Consider the following 20,840-nt stretch of genomic DNA (forward strand, 5'->3'; position numbering starts at 1 on the left):
CTCACCACACCGGCGGCTTGCCGCTCGGCGGCGGTTGCTGGTCGGGCCCCTGCTGACCGTGGGGTGCTCCCTGGTGCTGCGGCTGGCCCTGCTGGCCGGGGTACTGACCCTGCGGCTGCTGCTGGCCCGGGTACTGCCCCTGCGGCTGGCCCTGCTGGCCGGGGTACTGACCCTGCGGCGGGCCCTGCTGCCCCGGGTACTGCCCCTGCTGGCCCGCGTACGGACCGGGGTGCTGGCCCTCGGGCCAGCCGGGGGCGGGAGGCCCGGACGGACCGGTGGGCTCGTGCCCGGCGAACCACTTCTGGGCGGCGGTGCCCACGAGTCCACCGATGGTGAGGGCAGCCGCGAACTGGTAGGGGATCCCGACGGGGAAGGCGACGAAGGCGATCGCGAGGGTGGCCACGGCGCTGGCCACCAGCAGCCAGCGCGCCCAGTTGTGCCGGCGCCAGGTGAACCAGGCGAGCACGCACGCACCCAGGGACCAGGCCAGGAAGATCAGGCAGCCGACCCACATCAAGGGGAGGACCATGTCGGAGTCGAGCGCGGCACGCTTCCACTCCGGGGTCTCCACGACGAGGTCGACCAGCTGGTCCTGGCTCACGATCAGGGCCGCCGTCATCGCGAGGTAGAGCAGCGAGACCATGCCGGCGAAGACCCAGGTCAGGATGCACGCGACCTTGACGGTCACCGGCGGGGCGGAACGACGTCCGCGGTCGGCGTACGACGAGGGCCCCGCGGACGGGCCGGGGACACCGGGAGGAGCGGCGACGGGGTCACCGAAGCCCGACGTCGGTCGCGGCTGGTCCGAGGAGACCACCGCGGTCAGCGAGGAAGCGGGGGCGACCGGCCCAGAAGAGTGCCCGGAAGAGTGACCAGAAGAGTGACCGGAAGGCTGCTCGGGGTACGACCCGGTTCCCTGTCCCTGGCCACTGTCTCCGGGGCCACCCTGGGCGCGGTTGTCGAAGGTCGGACCGGCCGGCGGGTCGGGCCGGGGAGCAGGCCGGGGTTCGGGCTGGCGGATGGGCCGGCCGTCGAACCAGTCCCGGACGGGGCCGCTCCACAGCATCGAGATGGCCAGCACGACGAGCAGCCCCACCAGCCCGCCGGTCATCGGCGAGGTCAGCAGGATCGGCACCGCGAGCACGGTGAGCGCGAGCCGGGCCGGGCGGCTGCGCTGGAAGACGTAGAACCCGAGGACCGCCGTGGCGGCGGCGCACGCCCCGGCAACCATCAGCCCGACCCGCATCAGCTCGGTCGCCTGGCTGACGCTGATCCCCAGGCCCTTGCCGGTCGGCGAGGACAGCACCCGGGTGATCTCGTCGCGCATCTCCACCGACCGCAGCCCGGTGATCGAGTCGAAGACCGACAGCACCAGGAAGACCGAACCGCCGATCACGAACCCGCCCGCCATGATCAGCTGGCGGGGTCGCGCAGGTCTCTCGGTCTCACTCATGGGGACATTGAACCAACCCGACCTGACGATCACCGCATCCGTGTCCCGAGGGGCATCTCACCCCACGGGCACGGCTCGCGTCACGTGACCGGTGTGAGCGTCAGCTCCTGCGCATCCTCGAGGTGGTCGACCGCCACCGTCTGCCCGTCGGTGACCTCGCCGCCGATGAGCATCCGGGCCAGGCGGTCGCCGATAGCGGTCTGCACGAGCCTGCGCAGCGGCCGGGCGCCGTACGCCGGGTCGTAGCCGTTGTCGGTGAGCCACCTCCGCGCCGCGTCCGTGACCGTGACCGTGATCCGCCGCGGAGCCAGCCGGCGGTCGAACTGGGCCAGCTGCAGGTCAACGATGTGGGCGAGCTCGTCCTTGCCCAGCGCGTCGAACATCACGATCTCGTCGAGCCGGTTGAGGAACTCCGGCTTGAACGACTGGCGTACGACCGACATCACCGACTCGTGCTTCTTCTCCTCGTCCAGCAGCGGGTCCACCAGGTAGTGCGAGCCCAGGTTGCTGGTCAGGATCAGCAGCGTGTTGCGGAAGTCGACGGTGCGGCCCTGGCCGTCGGTGAGGCGGCCGTCGTCGAGGACCTGGAGCAGGATGTCGAAGACCTCCGGGTGGGCCTTCTCGACCTCGTCGAGCAGCACCACCGAGTACGGCCGGCGCCGGACGGCCTCGGTCAGCTGCCCGCCCTCGTCGTAGCCGACGTAGCCGGGAGGGGCGCCGACCAGCCGCGCCACCGAGTGCTTCTCGGAGTACTCGCTCATGTCCACACGCACGATCGCGCGCTCGTCGTCGAAGAGGAAGTCCGCAAGCGACTTGGCCAGCTCGGTCTTGCCGACACCGGTGGGACCGAGGAACAGGAAGGACCCCGTGGGACGGTTCGGGTCCGAGACACCGGCCCGGCTACGGCGTACGGCGTCGGAGACCGCCTCGACCGCGGCACGCTGACCGACCAGCCGCTCGCCGATGATGTCCTCCATCTGGAGCAGCTTGGCGGTCTCGCCCTGCAGCAGCCGGCCCGTCGGGATCCCGGTCCACGCCTCGACCACCTCGGCGATCTCCTCGGGACCGACCTCCTCGTTGACCATCCGGGCCTCGGTGGACACCTCGGCCGACTCGGCGGCCTCGATCTGCTTCTCCAGCTCGGGGATCCGGCCGTAGTTGATCTCGCTGGCACCGGCGTAGTCGCCCTCGCGCAGCCTGCGCTCGGCCTCCACCCGGAGCTGGTCGATCTGCTTGCGCAGCGCGCCCGACCCCTCGAGGGCGGACTTCTCGCGCGCCCACCGGGCCTCGAGCCCGCGCAGCTCCTCCTCCCGGTCGGCGAGGTCGCCGCGCAGCCGCTCCAACCGGTCCTGGGAGGCGGCGTCGGTCTCGCGCTCGAGCGCGAGCTCCTCCATCTTCATCCGGTCCACCGCACGACGGAGCTGGTCGATCTCGACCGGGGAGCTCTCGATCTCCATCCGCAGGCGCGAGGCCGACTCGTCGACGAGGTCGATCGCCTTGTCGGGGAGCTGGCGGCCGGGGATGTAGCGGTCGGAGAGCATCGCCGCGGCCACGAGCGCGGCGTCGGTGATCTTCACGCCGTGGTGCGCCTCGTACTTCTCCTGCAGCCCGCGCAGGATCGCGACGGTGTCCTCGACGCTGGGCTCGCCGACGAACACCTGCTGGAACCGCCGCTCGAGGGCGGGGTCCTTCTCGATGCGCTCGCGGTACTCGTCCAGCGTGGTGGCGCCGATCAGGTGCAGCTCACCACGGGCCAGCATCGGCTTGAGCATGTTGCCGGCATCCATCGCGCCGTCGCCGCCTGCGCCTGCACCCACGACGGTGTGCAGCTCGTCGATGAAGGTGATGATCTGCCCCTCGGCGGACTTGATCTCCTCGAGGACCGCCTTGAGGCGCTCCTCGAACTCGCCGCGGTACTTCGCGCCGGCCACCATCGCGGCCAGGTCCAGGCTCAGCACCCTGCGGCCCTTGAGGGAGTCGGGGACGTCGCCGGCGACCACGCGCTGGGCCAGGCCCTCGACGACGGCGGTCTTGCCGACGCCGGGCTCGCCGATCAGGACCGGGTTGTTCTTGGTACGCCGCGACAGCACCTGCACCACGCGGCGGATCTCGGAGTCGCGCCCGATGACCGGGTCGAGCTTGCCCTCCTCGGCGGCGGCGGTGAGGTCGACGGCGTACTTCTCGAGGGCCTCGTAGCTGTCCTCGGCCTCCGGGCTGGTCACCCGGCGGTTGCCGCGCACGGCCGCGATCGCATCGCGGAGCGCGGGCTCCTGCACGCCGGCCTCGGCGAGGAGGCCCTTGACCGGGGACTCCACCACGGCCAGCGCGAGCAGCAGGTGCTCGGTGGCGACGTAGTCGTCCTTCATCTCGGTCATCAGCTCGAGCGACTTCGCCAGCACCCGGGTCAGGGCCGGCGACGGCGACGGGGTCTGCACGGTGTTCCCGGAGGCCTTGGGCAGCTTCCACAGGGCCTGGTCCAGGGCGGCGCTCAGCCCGGCGACGTCGGCTCCGCTGCGGTCGAGCAGCGAGGGCGCGACGCCCTGCTCCTGGCGGATCAGCGCCAGGGCGAGGTGCACCGGGTCCACCTGGGGGTTGCCCTGGTTCACGGCCAGGGTGCTGGCAGCGTTGATCACGTCGACACTGCGCGAGGTCAGCTTGGATGCGTCCACGTCGTCTCCTGAGATCGGTACGGTCCTGCTCGGCCCAACGGCTACAAAGTTGAGTGTATTCCCCTCAACTTTGCGCACAGGTACCCGACCCCGAAACCAGACCACCGCTTAGACCAGTGCGCGTCTCATCGCAGAGCACGAGCGGTGGCACGCGATCCCTCCTAAGGTCTAACCCTGTCCGTCTCGGACGTCCACGAAGGGAGGCCTCGATGCTGGGGCTTCTCGCCCACGGGCTGCATCTTGCCCTCGTCCTCGGCGGGACGGCGGGCGTGGCGCTGCTGCTCCCCCAGCTCCGCGAGGCTCACGGCTCCCGCGGTCACGCCTTCCGACCGCCCGCGACACCCGACGAGCACGCCCGGCGGGTCGACGCACTGCGCCGCGCCGCCGCGGTCGAGCGACCGGTCGTGTGGGCGGGCGAGCGGCCGGAGACACCGGGACCGGTCCTGTGAGCGGCGCGACCACCCCCGCGACGCCGCTGCGCACGGTGGTCATCGACGACACCCCGGACCTGCGCGAGCTGATGCGGATCGCCCTGGAGCGGACCCGGGAGTTCGTCGTGGTCGGGGAGGCGGACAACGGCCTCTCCGGCGTCAGGGTCTCGGCCCGGCAGCAGCCCGACGTGGTCTTCCTCGACGTCGCGATGCCGGTGATGGACGGCCTGGAGGCACTCCCGCTGATCCGCCAGGCGTGCCCGGCCGCGGCGATCGTGATGCTCTCCGGGTTCGGGGCTTCCGAGATGACCGGACGAGCTCTCGTCGGGGGCGCCGACGGCTACGTGCAGAAGGGGCAGCCCCTCAGTGCGCTGCTGGCGCAGGTGCGCGTGATCGTGTCGCGCCGAGCCATCGCTCGGGGCGTCCTGCCCGAGCCCGAGCCGCAGCGCCAGTCACAGGTCCCCGCGGCGGCCCCGTTCTCGGTGCCGACCCAGGGTGGGGGCCGACACCAGGACCGGGCACAGAGCAGAATGGACGAGCCGGCCGTGCCCGACCCCCTGGAGCTGGCGCCCTTCGGGTTCCTGCTGGTGCGCCGAGGTCGCGTGGTCCGCTCGAACCGGGAGGCGGCCCGGCTCATCGGCGACCTGCCCCATCCCGGCGTACCCCTGGCACAGGTCGCTCCCGAGCTCGCCACCCACCTCGTCAAGCAGCCCGACACCGACAGCGCCCTGGTCTTCGGCCTCGGCGAGCCCCCTCGCCGGGTCGAGGCCAGCGTGCGCCGCGCCGGCGAGGACCACGCGATCTACCTCTCGGCCCAGGCCGAGGACGAGGCCGACCTGCTCAGGCGGGCGATCGCGACCGCTGCCCACGAGGTACGGGGCCCGGTCGCGGTCCTGATGGGGGTGGCGGAGACGCTGATGCTCCACGGGGAGGAGCTCGGCCAACGCCAGCAGGAGCGCATGCTCGGGGTGATCGAGCGGCAGACCCGGTTGCTCGACAACATCACCGCGGACCTGCTCGCCGCCGGCCAGGCCCAGCACGGCACCCTGGCGATGCAGCTGGAGAAGGTGGACACGACCACGCTGGTGCGCTCGGTCCTCGACGACGGGTTCGACCTCGTGGTGGAGCAGGAGACGCCCTCGCACGTGCTCACCGACCCGCTCCGGTTCCAGCAGATGCTCAGCAACCTGCTCAGCAACGCCCGCAAGTACGGCGAGGCGCCGTACCTGGTGCGGATCAGCCCTTCGGGTGCCTACGTACGCATCGAGGTGGAGGACAACGGCCAGGGCGTGCCCGACGAGTTCGTCCCGCGCCTGTTCCAGGAGTACTCACGGGCTCCCGGCACCGCCGCACGCGGCACCGGACTCGGGCTGTTCGTGGTCCGGGCCCTGGCCGAGGCTCAGGGTGGCGGCGTCACCTACGCCCCGCGCACCCCCCACGGATCGGTGTTCACGCTGCGGCTCCCGGCTGCCGCCGCCGAGGAACCACCGGAGTGAGCGGGCCCCACCAACCCCCGCCCGCCACTCTCGTTGCAGAAGTCAGGCATTAGCCGCAAGCAGTGTGAGCCGGGTTGTTCTCCTCACTTCGCCATCAACCACATCAGAGTTGAAGCGGCTCCACTCAAGTTTGTCACCTTATTCCCGATATACGCTCGTGAGATAGTCCGGAATAACCATCGATCTATGCCCGGTCGGGGCGTACAAATGGGGTTACCCCCGGCAACTACCCCAAGGAGTAACAGATGAGCAGGATTCGGATTCGCGTCACCACCGGTGTCGCAGGCGCACTGGTCGCAGTCATGGCGATGGGCGCTGTCGCGCCGGCCGCCTCCGCGGCCTCCGCCACCGCGACCACCCAGAAGGCGATCCTGAAGAAGGCCATCTTGAAGAAGGCCATCCTCAAGAGCGCCCCCACCCAGAAGGCCATCCTCCGGAAGGCCATCCTCAAGAAGGCGATCCTGCGCTAGGGGACTCCCCACTTCGCAGCTGCAACTCGCCCGCCGGGACCTTCGGGTTCCGGCGGGCGCTTGGCATTTCTGCCCAGGGCCGAGCGGGCTCCAGGGCCCACCCAGAGGTCACCTGCGTCTCACCAGTCCCAGTGGTTACAAGTCGCCCATCGTGCACAAAAGGCCGTCGGCGTCACGATTCCCTCGGGACGGAGCCAAACAGCGGGAAGACTTGAGCCTCGTCGACTCAGGTTTGTCCACTTATTCCGGACATGCAACTTAAAGATAGTCCGAAATAGCCATGCTTTCCGCGCGGGCAGTCCCATACAAATGACCTACCACCCCCGGTAACTACACAAGGAGCATCACATGAGCAGGATTCGGATTCGCGTTGCCACCGTTGTTGGAACCTCGCTGGTCGCAGCGACGGCGCTCTCCGCTTGGGCGCCGGCCGCCTCCGCGGCCATCCTGCGGCGCTGAGCGAACCTCAGCGCAGCAGCCCAGCGCCCATCGAGACTCCGGTCTCGGTGGGCGCTGGTGCGTGTCCGACGGGGTCGCTCACTCCTCCGGGATCTGGTGCACCGGCAAGGTGGGGGTCTCCTCGGGATCAACCAGGCAGGCCGCGCAGAAGCGGGTGCCGAAGGGGGTGAGGTGGATGCTGCGGCGTACCACCTTGGGGAACCGCACCGAGTGCATCGCCTCCAGCACGTCGGGCTGGGCCTCGAGCACCTGGTACTCCATCGGGTCCTCGAGCTGCTCGCGCGAGAACCACACCAGGCCGAGCCGGAACAGGTTGTTCAGGTAGGCGGGCACCTCGTCGAGGTAGCGGCAGCCCGCGCGGGCACCGATCATCGACATCCCCGGCGCGACCAGGGCCGAGCTGACCAGGCCCACAGGGCCGCCGGTGCGGACGTCGACCGAGGGCTGAGGACCTCCCCGGAGCAGCAGCAGGAGGATCCGGGCCTCGTCGGGCGCGAGGTCCTCCAGGATCCGGGCGTAGGCAGGATGGGTCTCCTCCTGGCTCCACACGTCCCGGGAGCGGCGCAGCAGCTTCTCCCCGCGCTCGCGCAGGGTCTCCTCCGGCTCGGGCTCCTTCGGGGTGACATCGGCCAGCACTACCGAGGAGAGCGAGACGGTGGCGTCCAGCAGCGCCTTGGGGATCGGCACCCCGGTGGAGACCGCGCGCGCCACGTCACTGACGGTGCGGCTCGCCTCGGAGACGTCCCGCGCCACCTCCTGCACCAGCTCACCGGCGGTCTGCGGGTCGGTCAGGGCGCGCACGAAGAGGCGGCTGGTCCGGACACCCGACCCCAGGCCCCACGCCGCGGACCGCAGCGCTGCCCTGCTCGCGATCCGGGCCACGCCCGGCAGTGCCTCGGCGGCCTCGTCCCACAGCGCCGGCGAGTGCCGCCGTCCGGCCCCGGGCGCCGGTGCGGGGCCCGCACCCGGCACCGGTCCGGCTCCGGCTCCCGGTCCAGCTCCTGGTCCGGGCACGGCCCGGGGCCGGGGGACCGAGTCGGGTTCCATCTCGTCGGTGCTCATGTTGCTCCTCCCACTCCGAAGATCGCCAGGTGCAGGAGCCCGCCGCCGAAGCCCATGATCGCGCCGTGGGCGTAGAGCATCCACTCGTCCTCCCGGATCGCCGATCGCATCATCTCCACGAAGTCACGCGGCGGCAGCCCCTTGGTCCGGGTGACGATGAGCTGGTAGATCTTCTCCGACTGCGCCTTGCTGAACTCCGGGTCCTTGAAGGGCTCGATGGTCCGGTCGACCGCCTCGAGCGCCACGGCCTCACGGATGTTGTCGAAGCTGCGGCTGCCGACCGCGACCCGGACCGCCCCGCGCAGGGGACCTGCCGCGTTGTCGATCGCCGGCCGCATCGCGTCGGCCAGCATCTGCTGGGTCCGGTCGCCCCGCGGGCCGTCGAGGAGGAAGTCCCCGATGTTCTCCAGGGTGATCACGTTGTCGGCGATGATCTGCGCGTAGACCTCGGCAGCCTGGTCCTGGCGGCGCAGGAACAGTCCGTGCACCTTGATCCCCAGGATCCGGCGCGGCTCCGGCGGCTCGAAAATGAGCCACATGCCCAGGGCGTTGGTCGCCCAGCCGACCACGACCCCGAGCACCGGCAGCAGCCACCACTGGGCGAACCAGTGGTCCACGACGGCGACGGGGATGCCGAGCACGAAGCCGAAGATGAACCCGAAGGCCACCATCAGGTTGAGCTCGTGCTGGCCGAAGTCGCGGAAGATCCGGACCACCAGCGCCGGGTTCTTCTGGAAGTGGTTGATCACCATGATCTTCGGGTCGAGCAGCTGATCGATGTGCTCGCCGATCTCGTCGGTGACCCGGTGCACCACCCGGGGCAGCTGTGCCTGGACCCGGGCGACGACGGCTCGCCGGCCGCGCTCGGGGAGGTCGCGCCACAGGTCGGGGGACTCCCGCCGCATGATCTCCTCGATCATCGCCGGCATCTCCGGCTCGAAGACCTGCACGATGTGCTCGGCGATCCGGTCCGGGTCGAGCTGCTGGTAGAACTCCTTCGGCGTACCGAGCTTGGCGATCGCCTTGTCCACCGCGATGCTGCCCATCTTCGCGGCCCGCGCCGGCACGATCCCCTGCCAGCCGATGCCGCCCTGGAGCAGGCCCGGGACCTCCTGGAGCTTGCGCGGGAGCACGCGCGAGAGCTGGCGCATGCCGGGGACCGTCACCCCGCGGAAGGCCACGGGCGAGAACAGCATGATCAGTCCGGTCCAGTTGATCAGCCAACCGACGACACCGGTGAACACGGGGACCGAGACCAGGTGCAGCCAGTCGACGTGCTGGAAGAACCAGTCGACCTCCAGCGCCATCGCTCCCCTGCCCTCAAGCGGCCCCGGCGGACCGTCGCTGAGACTAACGGCTCGGCGCCGCGGAAGTCATGGGGTCTGGTCGAGCGGTGCGCAGGGAAGGTCACTCGGCCTGGCCGCACGGACGCTGGTCACCCCGGCGAGGGTCAGGAACGGAAGTCGCGGCGCGGGGTGCCGAGGTCGAAGCCCTGCTGCGGACGGCGCAGCGCGGGCAGGTTGGGGCGGCGCTCGCGCAGCGAGTTCAGCGTCTGCTCGAGGGCGGCCTGCAGCTCGGCCACCTGGCCGCGCAGCTCGCTGTTGCGGGCCCGCAGGGCGGCGACCTGCTGCTCGAGCTCGAGGATGCGTCGTACCCCCTCGAGGCCGATGCCCGAGGCGGTCAGCTCCGCCACCTCGCGCAGCAGCTCGATGTCGCGCAGGGAGTAGCGGCGGCCACCGCCCGCGGTGCGCCCCGGGGAGACGAGGCCGAGCCGGTCGTACTGCCGCAGGGTCTGCGCGTGCAGGCCGGTCAGCTCAGCTGCCACGCTGATCACGTAGACCGGGACGGTGGGTCCCGGTCCACGTGAGCTGCGGCCCTGACCACCCTGGGAGCCGGGCATCACGTACGCCCCTCGAAGAGGCGGGCACGTGGGTCGGCGCCCTTGCGGGCCTGGCGGTACGCCGTGACGGCGGCGCGCTGCTCGTCGTCGAGCGTCTGGGGCACCTGCACGTCGATGGTGACCAGCAGGTCGCCCTTCGAGCCGTCCTTGCGCGGCGCGCCGCGTCCGCGCACCCGCATCACACGTCCGTTGGGCGTGCCCGGCTGCACGCGCAGCGTCACCGGCGAGCCCATCAGCGTGGGCACCTTGATCTCCGCACCGAGCGCGGCCTCGTCGAAGGTGACCGGCACGTCGAGGGTCAGGTTGTCGCCCTTGCGGCCGAACAGCGGGTGGCTGCCGACGTGCACGGTGACGAGCAGGTCGCCGTTGGAGCCGCCGTTCTCGCCGGCAGCGCCCTTGCCCCGGAGCCGGATCCGCTGGCCGTCCTTGACCCCGGCCGGGATCCGCGCGGAGACCGTCCGCGAGGACAGTCCGCGCCCCGACCCGTGACAGGTCGGGCACGACTCGTCGTAGACCAGCTGTCGGCCGTGGCACTCGGGGCACGTCTCGTTCATCGAGAACCCGCCCCCGACCGAGCTGACCACCACGCCGGCACCGTCACAGGTGCCGCAGATGTGCGGCCGGGTGCCGGGCTTGCCGCCGGTGCCGTTGCACGTCGGGCACGGGGCGTCCGAGCTCAGCCGCAGGCTGATCGTGGACCCCTCGATGGCGTCGGTGAACGACACCGTCGCGTCGGTCTCCAGGTCGGCGCCGCGCGCGGGCCGAGGCGCCTGCGTGCGACCGCCGAAGCCTCCGCCCCCGCCACGGTTGAACAGGTCGCCGAACAGGTCCGAGACATCGAACCCGCCGGCCCCGGGACCCTGGCCCCGGAAGCCGCCGCCACCGAAGCCGCCGCCGAACCCGCCTGCGCCGCCACCGCCTCCGGCGCCGGCGAACATCGAGCGCATCTCGTCGTACTGCTTGCGCTTGTCGGCGTCACCGATCACGTCGTAGGCCTCGGCGACCTGCTTGAACCGGTCCTCGGCCGCCTTGTCCCCCGGGTGCCCGTCAGGGTGGTTCTCGCGCGCCAGCTTGCGGTAGGCCTTCTTGATGGCCGCCTGGTCGGCGTCCTTGGCCACCCCGAGGACCTTGTAGAAGTCCTTGTTCGCCCAGTCAGCGTTGTTCATCACTCACCCCTCCTTCCGGCATCCGGTGGTCGTTGGTAGGCAGCGTCAGCTCTCAGGATCCAGCACGGTGACCTTCGCCGCACGCACCACGCGGTCACCGATCCGGTACCCCGCGTGGGCGACCACGTCGACCGTGGTCGTCGTGACGTCGGGCGAGTGCCCGTGCATCAGCGCCTCGTGCAGGTGCGGGTCGAACTCGTCGCCCTTGACGCCGTACTTGGTCAGGCCGAGCCCGGCCACGGCTCGCTCCAGGGAGTCGGCCACGGCCCGGAAGCCACCCTCGAGCTCGCCGTGCTCGCGGGCCCGGTCGATGTCGTCGAGGACCGGCAGGAGACCGCTGAGCACCGAGTAGGTGGCGTTCTCCTTGACCAGCTCCCGGTCGCGTTCGACCCGGCGCTTGTAGTTGAGGAACTCCGCCTGGATCCGCTGGAGGTCGAGGGTGAGCTCGGCCACTGCGGTCCGGGCCAGGCTCAGCTCGTCGCTGACCGGCTGGTCGGCCTCGCCGGCGGGCTGCTCCTGGGTCGGTTCGGCGTCGGGTGCGGTGCCGCCGGCCTGCTCGACCGGGTCGGCAGCGGCGGCGGAGTCGGCCTGGTCGCCCGGCGACCCCGGGCGGGGAGCCGCAGTGTCCTGCGGCTCCCCGGTGACGGCGGTCTCCTCGGCGAACTCGTCGGGAGTCGAGGTCACTTGGACTCCCCGCTCTCCGGCCCGTCCTCGTCCACGATCTCCGCGTCGACCACGTCCTCGTCGCCCTCGGAGGCGGCACCCGGCTCACCGGGAGCGCCCTCGGCCGCGCCTGCGGCCTCGCTGGCGGCGTAGATCGCGGCGCCCATCTTCTGGCTGGACTCACCCAGCTTGCTGATGGCCGCGGTGAAGGTGTCGTTCTCGGTGGCCTCGTCCTCGAGCAGCTTCTTGAGGTCGTCGACGTCGGCCTGCACCTCGGTCTTCACGTCCTCGGGCAGCTTCTCGTCGTTCTCGGAGAGGAACTTCTCGGTCGAGTAGACCAGCGAGTCGGCCTGGTTGCGCAGCTCCACGGCCTCGCGACGCCTGGCGTCCTCCTCGGCGTACTGCTCGGCGTCACGGACCATCCGGTCGATGTCGTCCTTGGACAGCGCACTGCCGCCGGAGATCGTCATCGACTGCTCCTTGCCGGTGCCCTGGTCCTTCGCCGAGACGTGCACGATGCCGTTGGCGTCGATGTCGAAGGTCACCTCGATCTTCGGCACGCCGCGCGGGGCCGGCGGAAGGCCGGTCAGCTCGAAGTTGCCGAGCGGCTGGTTGGCCGCCCACATCTGGCGCTCGCCCTGCGCGACCTTGATCTCCACCGAGGGCTGGTTGTCGTCAGCGGTGGTGAAGATCTCCGAGCGCTTGGTCGGGATCGTGGTGTTGCGCTCGATCAGGGTGGTCATCACGCCGCCCTTGGTCTCGATGCCCAGGCTCAGCGGGGTGACGTCGAGGAGCAGCACGTCCTTGACCTCGCCCTTGAGCACGCCGGCCTGCAGCGCGGCACCGATGGCCACGACCTCGTCGGGGTTGACGCCCTTGTTGGGCTCCTTGCCCCCGGTGAGCTCACGGACGACGTCGGCGACCGCCGGCATCCGGGTGGAGCCACCGACCAGCACGACGTGGTCGATCTTGCTCACGTCGAGGCCGGCGTCCTTGATCACCTGGCGGAACGGCGCCTTGGTGCGCTCGAGCAGGTCCGCGGTGAGCTTCTGGAACTCGCTGCGGGTCAGCTTCTCCTCGAAGTGCAGCGGGCCGGACTCGCCGTGGGTGATGTAGGGCAGGTGGATCGTGGTCTCGCTGGAGGAGGACAGCTCGATCTTCGCCTTCTCGGCGGCCTCGTTGAGGCGCTGCAGGGCGATCTTGTCCTTGCTCAGGTCGACGCCGTTGTTGTCCTTGAACTTCTTGACCATCCAGTCGACGACCTTGTTGTCCCAGTCGTCACCACCGAGGTGGTTGTCGCCGCTGGTCGCCTTGACCTCGACGACGCCCTCGCCGATCTCGAGCAGGGACACGTCGAACGTGCCGCCACCGAGGTCGAAGACGAGGATGGTCTGGTCAGCGTCGCCCTTGTCGAGCCCGTAGGCGAGCGCTGCCGCCGTGGGCTCGTTGACGATCCGGCTCACGGTCAGGCCGGCGATCTCGCCGGCCTCCTTGGTGGCCTGGCGCTGGGAGTCGGAGAAGTACGCCGGGACGGTGATCACGGCGTCGGTCACGGTCTCCCCGAGGTAGGCCTCGGCGTCGCGCTTGAGCTTCTGGAGCACGAAGGCGCTGATCTGCTGGGGGGTGAAGGACTTGTCGTCGATCTTCACCTTCCAGTCGGTGCCCATGTGGCGCTTGACGGAGCGGATCGTGCGGTCGACGTTGGTGACCGCCTGACGCTTGGCGACCTCCCCGACGAGGACCTCACCCGACTTGGCGAAGGCCACCACCGACGGAGTCGTCCGGTTGCCTTCGGCGTTGGCGATGACTGTGGGCTCTCCACCTTCGAGTACGGACACGACGGAGTTCGTCGTGCCGAGGTCGATACCGACTGCTCGTGCCATGTGTGTGTACCTCCGTGATGGGTGCGTCTGGTGGGTCCGTCCGGGACCCGGGTCGCATGGTGGTCTGTTTATCTTTTGGCTGTCAAACATCTTGAGCCAGATTGACTCAAGTCTGCACGATCATCACAACCGCCGGACACCGGGGGTTGTTCCCGCGTCAGGGAGGGAATTTCCAGGACTCCTCACGTGGCGGTGCGCGGCCCGCGCAAGCCCTCCGGCCGGGTCCGCCTCGGCACTGCTGTGTTCCCGGCGCGTTAACAAATGGCGCCGGAAGTTCTCAAACGGCGCCCGCCGGGGCAGGCTTGGAGCCATGCCGACACCCACGACCGTCGTCCTCTTCGGTGCGACCGGCGATCTCTCCCGGCGCAAGCTGCTTCCCGGGCTGCTGCACCTCTTCGAGTCCGGGCTGCTGCCCGAGGTCCAGGTGGTGGGCACCTCCCTGGACGAGCACGACCGGGACTCCTTCATCGAGCTCGCCCACGAGTCGATCGTGGAGTTCGGCGGGGAGGGACCCGACCCCGCCGGCTGGGCGGAGTTCTCCAAGCGGCTGCACTGGGCCCCGGGGGCCGGGGGCGCCGAGACGCTGCGGTCGACGGTGATCGAGGCCGAGACGCACTTCGGCACCGACGAGCTCCGCCGGGTGCACTACCTCAGCGTCCCACCGAAGGCCGCCCTCTCGGTGGTGCACCTGCTCAAGGACGCCGACCTCGTCGACCGGAGCCGGATCATCATGGAGAAGCCGTTCGGCACCGACCTCGCCTCGGCCCGGAAGCTGAACAGCGAGCTGCACGAGGTCTTCGACGAGGAGCAGATCTTCCGGATCGACCACTTCCTGGGCAAGGAGGCCGCGCAGAACATCCTGGCGTTCCGCTTCGCCAACGGGCTCTTCGAGCCGATCTGGCACCGCAACCACATCGACCACGTGCAGATCGACGTGCCCGAGGAGCTCGGGCTCGCCCAGCGAGCAGACTTCTACGAAGCGACCGGGGCCTACCGCGACATGGTGGTGACCCACCTGTTCCAGGTCCTGGCGTTCACCGCGATGGAGCCGCCCACCGCGCTGGAACCGGCCGCGATCAGCGAGGAGAAGAACAAGGTCTTCCGCTCGATGCTGCCGATCGATCCCTCCGACGTGGTCCGCGGCCAGCACGCCGGCTACCGCGACCTCGACGGGGTCGCACCGGACTCCGAGACCGAGACGTTCATCGCCCTGAAGTGCTACGTGGACAACTGGCGCTGGGCCGGGGTGCCGTTCTACCTGCGCACCGGCAAGCGGATGGCCGAGGGCGCCCGGATCATCTCGATCGCTTTCCGGGAGCCACCGCGCTCGATGTTCCCGCAGGGCTCGGGGGTGGGCGACAACGGCCCGGACCACCTGACCTTCGACCTGGCCGACCAGTCCCGGATGTCGCTGTCCTTCTACGGCAAGCGGCCCGGCCCCGGCATGCGGCTGCAGAAGCTGTCGATGCAGTTCGCGATGCACGAGACCGGGTGGGCGGGCGCGGCGCTGGAGGCCTACGAGCGACTGATCTACGACGCCGCCCACGGGGACCGGACCCTGTTCACGACCGCGGAGGGCATCGAGCGGCTGTGGGAGATCTCCACGCCGCTGCTGGAGAACCCGCCCGTCGTACGCCCCTACCCGCAAGGGTCGTGGGGACCGAACCGGGTGCACCAGCTGATCGCGCCGCGGGGCTGGCGGCTGCCCTTCGAGCGGGGCTGGCGCGACCCCAACGACATCGGAGCCTGATCCCGGCCTCCGGCCGGGTCAGGGGAGGGCTCAGCCGATCGTGACCAGCTCGACGTTGCTCGCCTGCTTGGTGGCGGGGTCGTACATCCGGAACCGCTGCTCCCCGGCTCGTCCCGTGCTCACCCAGGTGCGGTAGGTGCCGACGCGGACGGTGGCGTCCACGCCGAAGCTGCGCCACTCGCCGTCCTCGAACCGCTGCACCTCGAGGCCCTGGTTGTCGGCCCCCTTGTAGGTCCCGGTCAGGTTGATCCGCTCGTTCGGCCGGGCGGCGACCGGGGAGACCTGGAGCTGGATCTTGCCGGTGGCGGCCTCCTCGTCCTCGGTCGGGGTGGCCGAGGCGCTCGGCTCCTTGGTCGGCTCGGCCTCCTTCTCCTCACCCGGAACGGGGAGCGCCGTGGTGGGCAGCGTCTTCGCGGGGCCGGAAGGTTCGGTCGAGACCGGGTCGGAGTCGCCCTCGTTCAGACCCAGGGCACGTACGACGACCGTCGTGCCGAGGGCGATCACGACACCGATGGCCACGACCAGGACCACGGCCTTGATCAAGGCAGCGCGCACCTGCGCGGAGCGGTCTTCGTCGTCCATCCAGACTCCCGTGAGCGTCGGTTCAACGTGGGTTCTCGCCACCGAATCTACCCAGTCCGCCCTTCGGGCGGGGAAGACGTCCGATGGACGAGCCGCAGTCGCGACCCCTGCGCAGTGCCGGCACCGGGCGAGCGCCCCTGTCCGGACTCAGGTGGGCAGCCGCTCCCCGGTCGTGCTGGAGAAGAGGTAGATCCTGTCCTCGACGGGCGCGAGGTGGATCACCGCACCCTTCTGGGGTGGGTTGCGACCGTCGACCCGGGCTATCACGGCGTAGCTCTCGCCGTTCAGCTCGGCCTCGCCGTGGACGTAGGCGTCGGCGCCGAGCTCCTCGACGACGTTGACCACGGTCCGCAGGCCACTGCCCTCCGAGACCAGTCGCATGTCCTCGGGTCGCAGCCCGATCACGGCACGCTCCCCCGCCTTGCTCGCCACGGCGGCGGCCGCCCGGGGGACCTGCACCTTCGCGGACCCGAAGACCACGGAGTCCTCGGTCACCGCGACCTCGAGCAGGTTCATCGCCGGGGATCCGATGAAGCCGGCCACGAAGACGTTCTCGGGGTCGTTGTAGAGGTCGCGCGGGGTGCCCACCTGCTGCAGGATGCCGTCCTTCAGCACCGCCACCCGGTCGCCCATGGTCATCGCCTCGACCTGGTCGTGGGTGACGTAGACGGTGGTGGTGCCGAGCCGGCGCTGCAGCGCCGCGATCTGGCCCCGGGTCTGGACCCGGAGCTTGGCGTCGAGGTTCGAGAGCGGCTCGTCCATCAAGAAGACCTGCGGCGAGCGGACGATCGCCCGGCCCATCGCCACGCGCTGGCGCTGCCCGCCCGAGAGCGCCTTCGGCCGCCGGTCGAGGAACTCCTCGAGGTCGAGCATCCGCGCGGCCTCGAGGACGCGCTCCTGGATCCGCGACTTGGACTCTCCGGCGATCTTGAGCGCGAAGCCCATGTTGTCCCCGACGGTCATGTGCGGGTAGAGCGCGTAGTTCTGGAACACCATGGCCACGTCGCGGTCCTTGGGGTCCTTGCGGGTGACGTCGTCGGACCCGATCAGGATCCGTCCCTCGCTGACGTCCTCGAGCCCGGCGAGCATCCGCAGCGAGGTGGACTTGCCACACCCCGAGGGCCCGACGAGGACGAGGAACTCACCGTCCTCGATGGCGAGGTCGAGGCGGTTCACGGCGGGGCGCTCGGCCCCCGGGAAGCGCCTGGTGGCGTGGTCGAAGGTCACGGTGGTCATGCGAATCTCCTTCACCGGCAGGAACGTGCCGGACGATCCGAGTATGGGAGCGGTGGCGTGACCCTAGTGGCGGCGATCACATTCTGTCCACTCGCAAGTCCTGCGGAGTTTCGTTATTCAACCGTGACTGCAATCGGTTGACTGGTCCATGCGTAAACGCTTACACCTAGGCGACGAGATGGGCCGGGACACGGGCAGCGGACAGGCTGACGGACCGGCGTACTGCCGAGAAGGAGCCACCAGCATGCGAACAACCACTGCACGTCGAGGGGCCGCGTCCCTGGCGCTGCTGCTCACTGCCGGCCTGGGCCTCGCGGCCTGCGGGAGTGACGACGGCGACAGCAAGTCCGCCAGCGGGAAGTCGCCGGGCGAGGGCAAGGCCGAGTGCGAGGGCCTGACCAGCTTCGGTGACCTCAGCGGCAAGAAGGTCAAGGTCTACACCTCGATCGTCGCGCCCGAGGACAAGTCCCACAAGGACTCCTACAAGCTGTTCACCGAGTGCACCGGCGCGGAGGTGGTCTACGAGGGTTCCAAGGAGTTCGAGGCCCAGCTCGTCGTCCGCGTCAAGAGCGGCAACCCGCCCGACATCGCCTACGTGCCCCAGCCCGGTCTGCTCAAGACCCTGGTGACCGACACCAAGAAGGTCGTCGAGGCGCCCGACACCGTGAGCACCAACGTCGACGAGTTCTTCGGCGAGGACTGGAAGACCTACGGCACCGTGGACGGCAAGTTCTACGCCGCTCCCCTGGGCGCGAACGTGAAGTCGTTCGTCTGGTACTCCCCCACGATGTTCAAGGAGAAGGGCTGGACCGTCCCCACCACCTGGGACCAGATGGTGAAGCTCAGCGACACGATCGCCGCGAGCGGGGTCAAGCCCTGGTGCGCCGGCATCGGATCCGGTGACGCCACCGGCTGGCCGCTGACCGACTGGCTCGAGGACGTCGTCCTGCGCGACGCCGGCCCCGACGCCTACGACGACTGGGTCAACCACAAGACGAAGTTCAACGACCCCGCCCTGGCGGAGTCGCTGGACCGCGTCGGCGCGATCCTGAAGAACGACAAGTACGTCAACGGCGGCATCGGCGACGTGAAGTCGATCGCAACCACCGAGTTCCAGGCCGGCGGCCTGCCCATCCTCGACGGCAAGTGCGCCATGCACCGCCAGGCGAGCTTCTACGCGGCCAACTGGCCCAAGGGCACCGACGTCTCGGAGAACGGCGACGCGTTCGCGTTCTACCTGCCCCCGACCAGCGACGAGTTCGGTTCCCCCGTGCTCGGCGGTGGCGAGTTCGTCGCGGCGTTCAGCGACCGGCCCGAGGTCGCGGCGTTCCAGACCTACCTGTCCTCCGACACGTGGGCCAACGAGAAGGCGAAGGCGACCACGGATGGCGGCTGGGTCAGCGCCAACACCGGCCTCGACGTGGCCAACCTGGCCAGCCCGATCGACAAGCTGTCGGCCGAGACGCTGCAGAACAAGGACGCAGTGTTCCGCTTCGACGGATCCGACCAGATGCCGGGTGCCGTCGGCGCCGGGTCCTTCTGGAAGGAGATGACTGCCTGGATCACCGGGCAGAGCACCAAGGAGACCCTCGACAACATCGAGTCCTCCTGGAAGTGAGCTGACGCACCAGGGCCGGGCCGGCATCCCCGCGCCCGGCCCTGGTGCTCGCTCCGCACGATCGTTCCCCTCGCCCGCCCGGCCCCGCATCCCGAAGGACGTCCCATGTCGACCGCTGAGAAGTTCCTACAGCTCGTCATCGTGATCGCGCTGTTCCTCGGCGTCGTCCTGGCGGTGCTGGTGATCGCCGACCGCGTGAAGAGCCGTCGCGGCGAGGGGTTCCAGACCGCGGCGTTCATCCTCCCGGCGGTCCTGATGATCGCCCTGGGCCTGCTCTACCCCGGGCTGCGCACGATCTACGAGTCGTTCCGCGACTCGGGCTCCACCGCGTTCGTGGGCCTGGAGAACTACCAGGCAATCTTCACCGACAAGAACCTGCTCGGCGTGCTCCGCAACACCGCCGTGTGGGTGGTGGTGACGCCGGTGCTGGCGACCCTGATCGGCCTGGTCTACGCGATCCTCGTGGACAAGTCCCGCTTCGAGAAGGTGGCCAAGGCGCTGATCTTCCTGCCGATGGCGATCTCGCTGGTGGGCGCGTCGATCATCTGGAAGTTCGTCTACGACTACCGCGCCTCGGAGAACGCCCAGATCGGGCTGCTCAACGAGCTGCTCAAGCTGGTCGGTCTCGACACCTACCGGTTCCTGCTCACCGAGCCGTGGAACACGCTGTTCCTGATCGTGATCATGATCTGGGTCCAGGCCGGCTTCGCGATGACCGTCCTCTCGGCCGCCATCCGCGCCATCCCGGAGGACATCATCGAGGCCGCCCGCCTCGACGGCGTGAGCGGGCTGCGGATGTTCCGGCACATCACGGTGCCGATGATCCGGCCCTCACTGATCGTGGTCCTGACCACGATCAGCATCGCCACCCTCAAGGTCTTCGACATCGTCCGCACCACGACCGGCGGCAACTTCGACACCAGCGTGGTGGCCTACGAGTTCTACGTGCAGAGCTTCCGCTCGTTCAACAGCGGACTCGGTGCCGCGCTGGCCGTGCTGCTGTTCCTGCTGGTCGCACCGATCGTGATCTACAACATCCGTCAGCTTCGCCAGGTGGAGGCACGATGACTGCCACGTCCGAGCCCTTGACCCTCACCGGCAGGGCCAGTGTTGCGGCCGACACGGCGCACAAGAAGCTCAGCTCCCCGTGGGCCTCCCTCGCCGCGATCGTGATCGCCACGGTGTGGACCATCCCGACCCTGGGGCTGTTCATCTCCTCGTTCCGGCCGGAGGCCGACGTCCAGGGCAGCGGGTGGTGGACGTTCTTCTCCGACCCGGCGGTGACCCTGGACAACTATCGCGAGGTCCTCACCGGCAGCGACACCGACCTGGCGACGTTCTTCGTGAACTCGATCGTGATCACGATCCCCAGCGTGCTGATCCCGATCACCCTGGCCTCGATGGCGGCGTACGCGTTCGCGTGGATGAACTTCCCGGGCCGCAACTTCTTGTTCGTCGCCGTCTTCGCCCTGCAGATCGTGCCGATCCAGGTGACGATGATCCCCCTGCTCAGCTTCTACGTCTCCCCGCCGTTCGGCCTGCCGCCGCTGGCGGGCTCCGAGGCACCGGGTGGCGGCTTCTACACGATCTGGCTCTCGCACACGATCTTCGCGCTGCCGCTCGCGATCTACCTGCTGCACAACTTCATGCGCGAGATCCCCGCTGAGCTCGTCGAGGCAGCCCGGGTCGACGGAGCCGGGCACGTCCGGATCTTCACCCGGATCATGCTGCCGCTGATGGTCCCTGCCATCGCCGCGTTCGGCATCTTCCAGTTCCTGTGGGTCTGGAACGACCTCCTGGTGGCGCTGGTCTTCGGCGGCGGAAACCTCGACGTCTCGCCGCTGACCGTGCGGCTCGCCGAGCTCTCCGGCACCCGCGGCGCCGACTGGCACCTGCTCTCGGCTGGGGCCTTCGTGTCGCTGGTGGTCCCGCTGATCGTCTTCTTCAGCCTGCAGCGGTTCTTCCTGCGCGGGCTGCTCGCCGGCAGCGTCAAGGGCTGAGC

The 20,840-nt window shown here is 69.6% G+C and carries 17 protein-coding genes; 7 read left to right on the forward strand and 10 right to left on the reverse strand.

Annotation, left to right across the window (positions count from 1 at the left end; genetic code table 11):
• Position 1: 1 nt before the first annotated feature.
• Together AC4BGC_RS15985 and clpB are read right to left on the reverse strand one after the other, a co-directional pair.
• A complete protein-coding gene (locus tag AC4BGC_RS15985; RefSeq protein WP_490556597.1) occupies positions 2–1,453 on the reverse strand; it encodes a hypothetical protein in 1,452 nt (483 codons plus the stop codon).
• Between the two features lie 80 nt (positions 1,454–1,533).
• A complete protein-coding gene (gene clpB, locus AC4BGC_RS15990) occupies positions 1,534–4,122 on the reverse strand; it encodes an ATP-dependent chaperone ClpB (RefSeq protein ID WP_490556598.1) in 2,589 nt (862 codons plus the stop codon).
• Between the two features lie 209 nt (positions 4,123–4,331).
• Between clpB and AC4BGC_RS15995 the strand changes: the two genes are divergently transcribed.
• From AC4BGC_RS15995 to AC4BGC_RS16005, 3 genes are all read left to right on the forward strand, one after another.
• Positions 4,332–4,571 carry a hypothetical protein gene (locus AC4BGC_RS15995; RefSeq protein WP_490556599.1) on the forward strand — a complete coding sequence of 80 codons (240 nt, stop codon included), beginning with the start codon at positions 4,332–4,334 and terminating at the stop codon, positions 4,569–4,571.
• Entirely contained in the window at positions 4,568–6,049 is a 1,482-nt protein-coding gene (locus AC4BGC_RS16000) for an ATP-binding protein (RefSeq protein ID WP_490556600.1), read from the forward strand. Before AC4BGC_RS15995 ends, AC4BGC_RS16000 begins: the two co-directional genes overlap by 4 nt.
• A 245-nt stretch (positions 6,050–6,294) precedes the next feature.
• The gene (locus AC4BGC_RS16005; RefSeq protein WP_490547448.1) at positions 6,295–6,519 is read left to right on the forward strand and encodes a hypothetical protein; all 225 of its coding nucleotides are present in this window, start codon (positions 6,295–6,297) and stop codon (positions 6,517–6,519) included.
• Between the two features lie 537 nt (positions 6,520–7,056).
• Here AC4BGC_RS16005 and AC4BGC_RS16010 read toward each other — a convergent pair.
• The 6 genes from AC4BGC_RS16010 to dnaK all read right to left on the reverse strand — a co-directional run bounded on the left by AC4BGC_RS16010 (position 7,057) and on the right by dnaK (position 13,652).
• Positions 7,057–8,040 (reverse strand): Abi-alpha family protein, encoded by a 984-nt coding sequence (locus tag AC4BGC_RS16010; RefSeq protein WP_490547447.1) that lies wholly within the window; start codon positions 8,038–8,040, stop codon positions 7,057–7,059.
• Positions 8,037–9,347 carry a hypothetical protein gene (locus AC4BGC_RS16015; RefSeq protein WP_490547446.1) on the reverse strand — a complete coding sequence of 437 codons (1,311 nt, stop codon included), beginning with the start codon at positions 9,345–9,347 and terminating at the stop codon, positions 8,037–8,039. The genes AC4BGC_RS16010 and AC4BGC_RS16015 overlap by 4 nt, the downstream gene beginning before the upstream one ends.
• Before the next feature lie 143 nt (positions 9,348–9,490).
• Complete coding sequence (locus AC4BGC_RS16020) at positions 9,491–9,940, reverse strand: heat shock protein transcriptional repressor HspR (RefSeq protein WP_490547445.1); 450 nt, start codon at positions 9,938–9,940, stop codon at positions 9,491–9,493.
• Positions 9,940–11,106: a molecular chaperone DnaJ gene (gene dnaJ / locus AC4BGC_RS16025; RefSeq protein ID WP_490556601.1), complete on the reverse strand. Its 1,167-nt coding sequence runs from the start codon at positions 11,104–11,106 to the stop codon at positions 9,940–9,942. Before dnaJ ends, AC4BGC_RS16020 begins: the two co-directional genes overlap by 1 nt.
• A 45-nt stretch (positions 11,107–11,151) precedes the next feature.
• Positions 11,152–11,790: a nucleotide exchange factor GrpE gene (gene grpE, locus AC4BGC_RS16030; RefSeq protein ID WP_490547443.1), complete on the reverse strand. Its 639-nt coding sequence runs from the start codon at positions 11,788–11,790 to the stop codon at positions 11,152–11,154.
• Complete coding sequence (gene dnaK / locus AC4BGC_RS16035; protein ID WP_490556602.1) at positions 11,787–13,652, reverse strand: molecular chaperone DnaK; 1,866 nt, start codon at positions 13,650–13,652, stop codon at positions 11,787–11,789. Before dnaK ends, grpE begins: the two co-directional genes overlap by 4 nt.
• Positions 13,653–13,962: 310 nt before the next feature.
• Between dnaK and zwf the strand changes: the two genes are divergently transcribed.
• The gene (gene zwf, locus AC4BGC_RS16040; protein WP_490547441.1) at positions 13,963–15,402 is read left to right on the forward strand and encodes a glucose-6-phosphate dehydrogenase; all 1,440 of its coding nucleotides are present in this window, start codon (positions 13,963–13,965) and stop codon (positions 15,400–15,402) included.
• A 30-nt stretch (positions 15,403–15,432) separates the two neighbouring features.
• On the opposite strand, the gene AC4BGC_RS16045 is transcribed toward zwf, so the two are convergent.
• Entirely contained in the window at positions 15,433–15,984 is a 552-nt protein-coding gene (locus AC4BGC_RS16045; protein WP_490547440.1) for a hypothetical protein, read from the reverse strand.
• 147 nt (positions 15,985–16,131) lie between these two features.
• Positions 16,132–17,220, reverse strand: a complete 1,089-nt coding sequence (locus AC4BGC_RS16050) for an ABC transporter ATP-binding protein (RefSeq protein WP_490547439.1) — start codon at positions 17,218–17,220, stop codon at positions 16,132–16,134.
• Between the two features lie 244 nt (positions 17,221–17,464).
• Between AC4BGC_RS16050 and AC4BGC_RS16055 the strand changes: the two genes are divergently transcribed.
• From AC4BGC_RS16055 to AC4BGC_RS16065, 3 genes are all read left to right on the forward strand, one after another.
• Complete coding sequence (locus AC4BGC_RS16055; RefSeq protein ID WP_490556603.1) at positions 17,465–18,838, forward strand: ABC transporter substrate-binding protein; 1,374 nt, start codon at positions 17,465–17,467, stop codon at positions 18,836–18,838.
• A gap of 105 nt (positions 18,839–18,943) precedes the next feature.
• Positions 18,944–19,906: a carbohydrate ABC transporter permease gene (locus tag AC4BGC_RS16060; protein WP_490547437.1), complete on the forward strand. Its 963-nt coding sequence runs from the start codon at positions 18,944–18,946 to the stop codon at positions 19,904–19,906.
• Entirely contained in the window at positions 19,903–20,838 is a 936-nt protein-coding gene (locus AC4BGC_RS16065) for a carbohydrate ABC transporter permease (RefSeq protein ID WP_490556604.1), read from the forward strand. The genes AC4BGC_RS16060 and AC4BGC_RS16065 overlap by 4 nt, the downstream gene beginning before the upstream one ends.
• The last annotated feature ends 2 nt before the right edge of the window (positions 20,839–20,840 follow it).

It is taken from the genome of Nocardioides sp. Z38_18 (assembly GCF_058215695.1).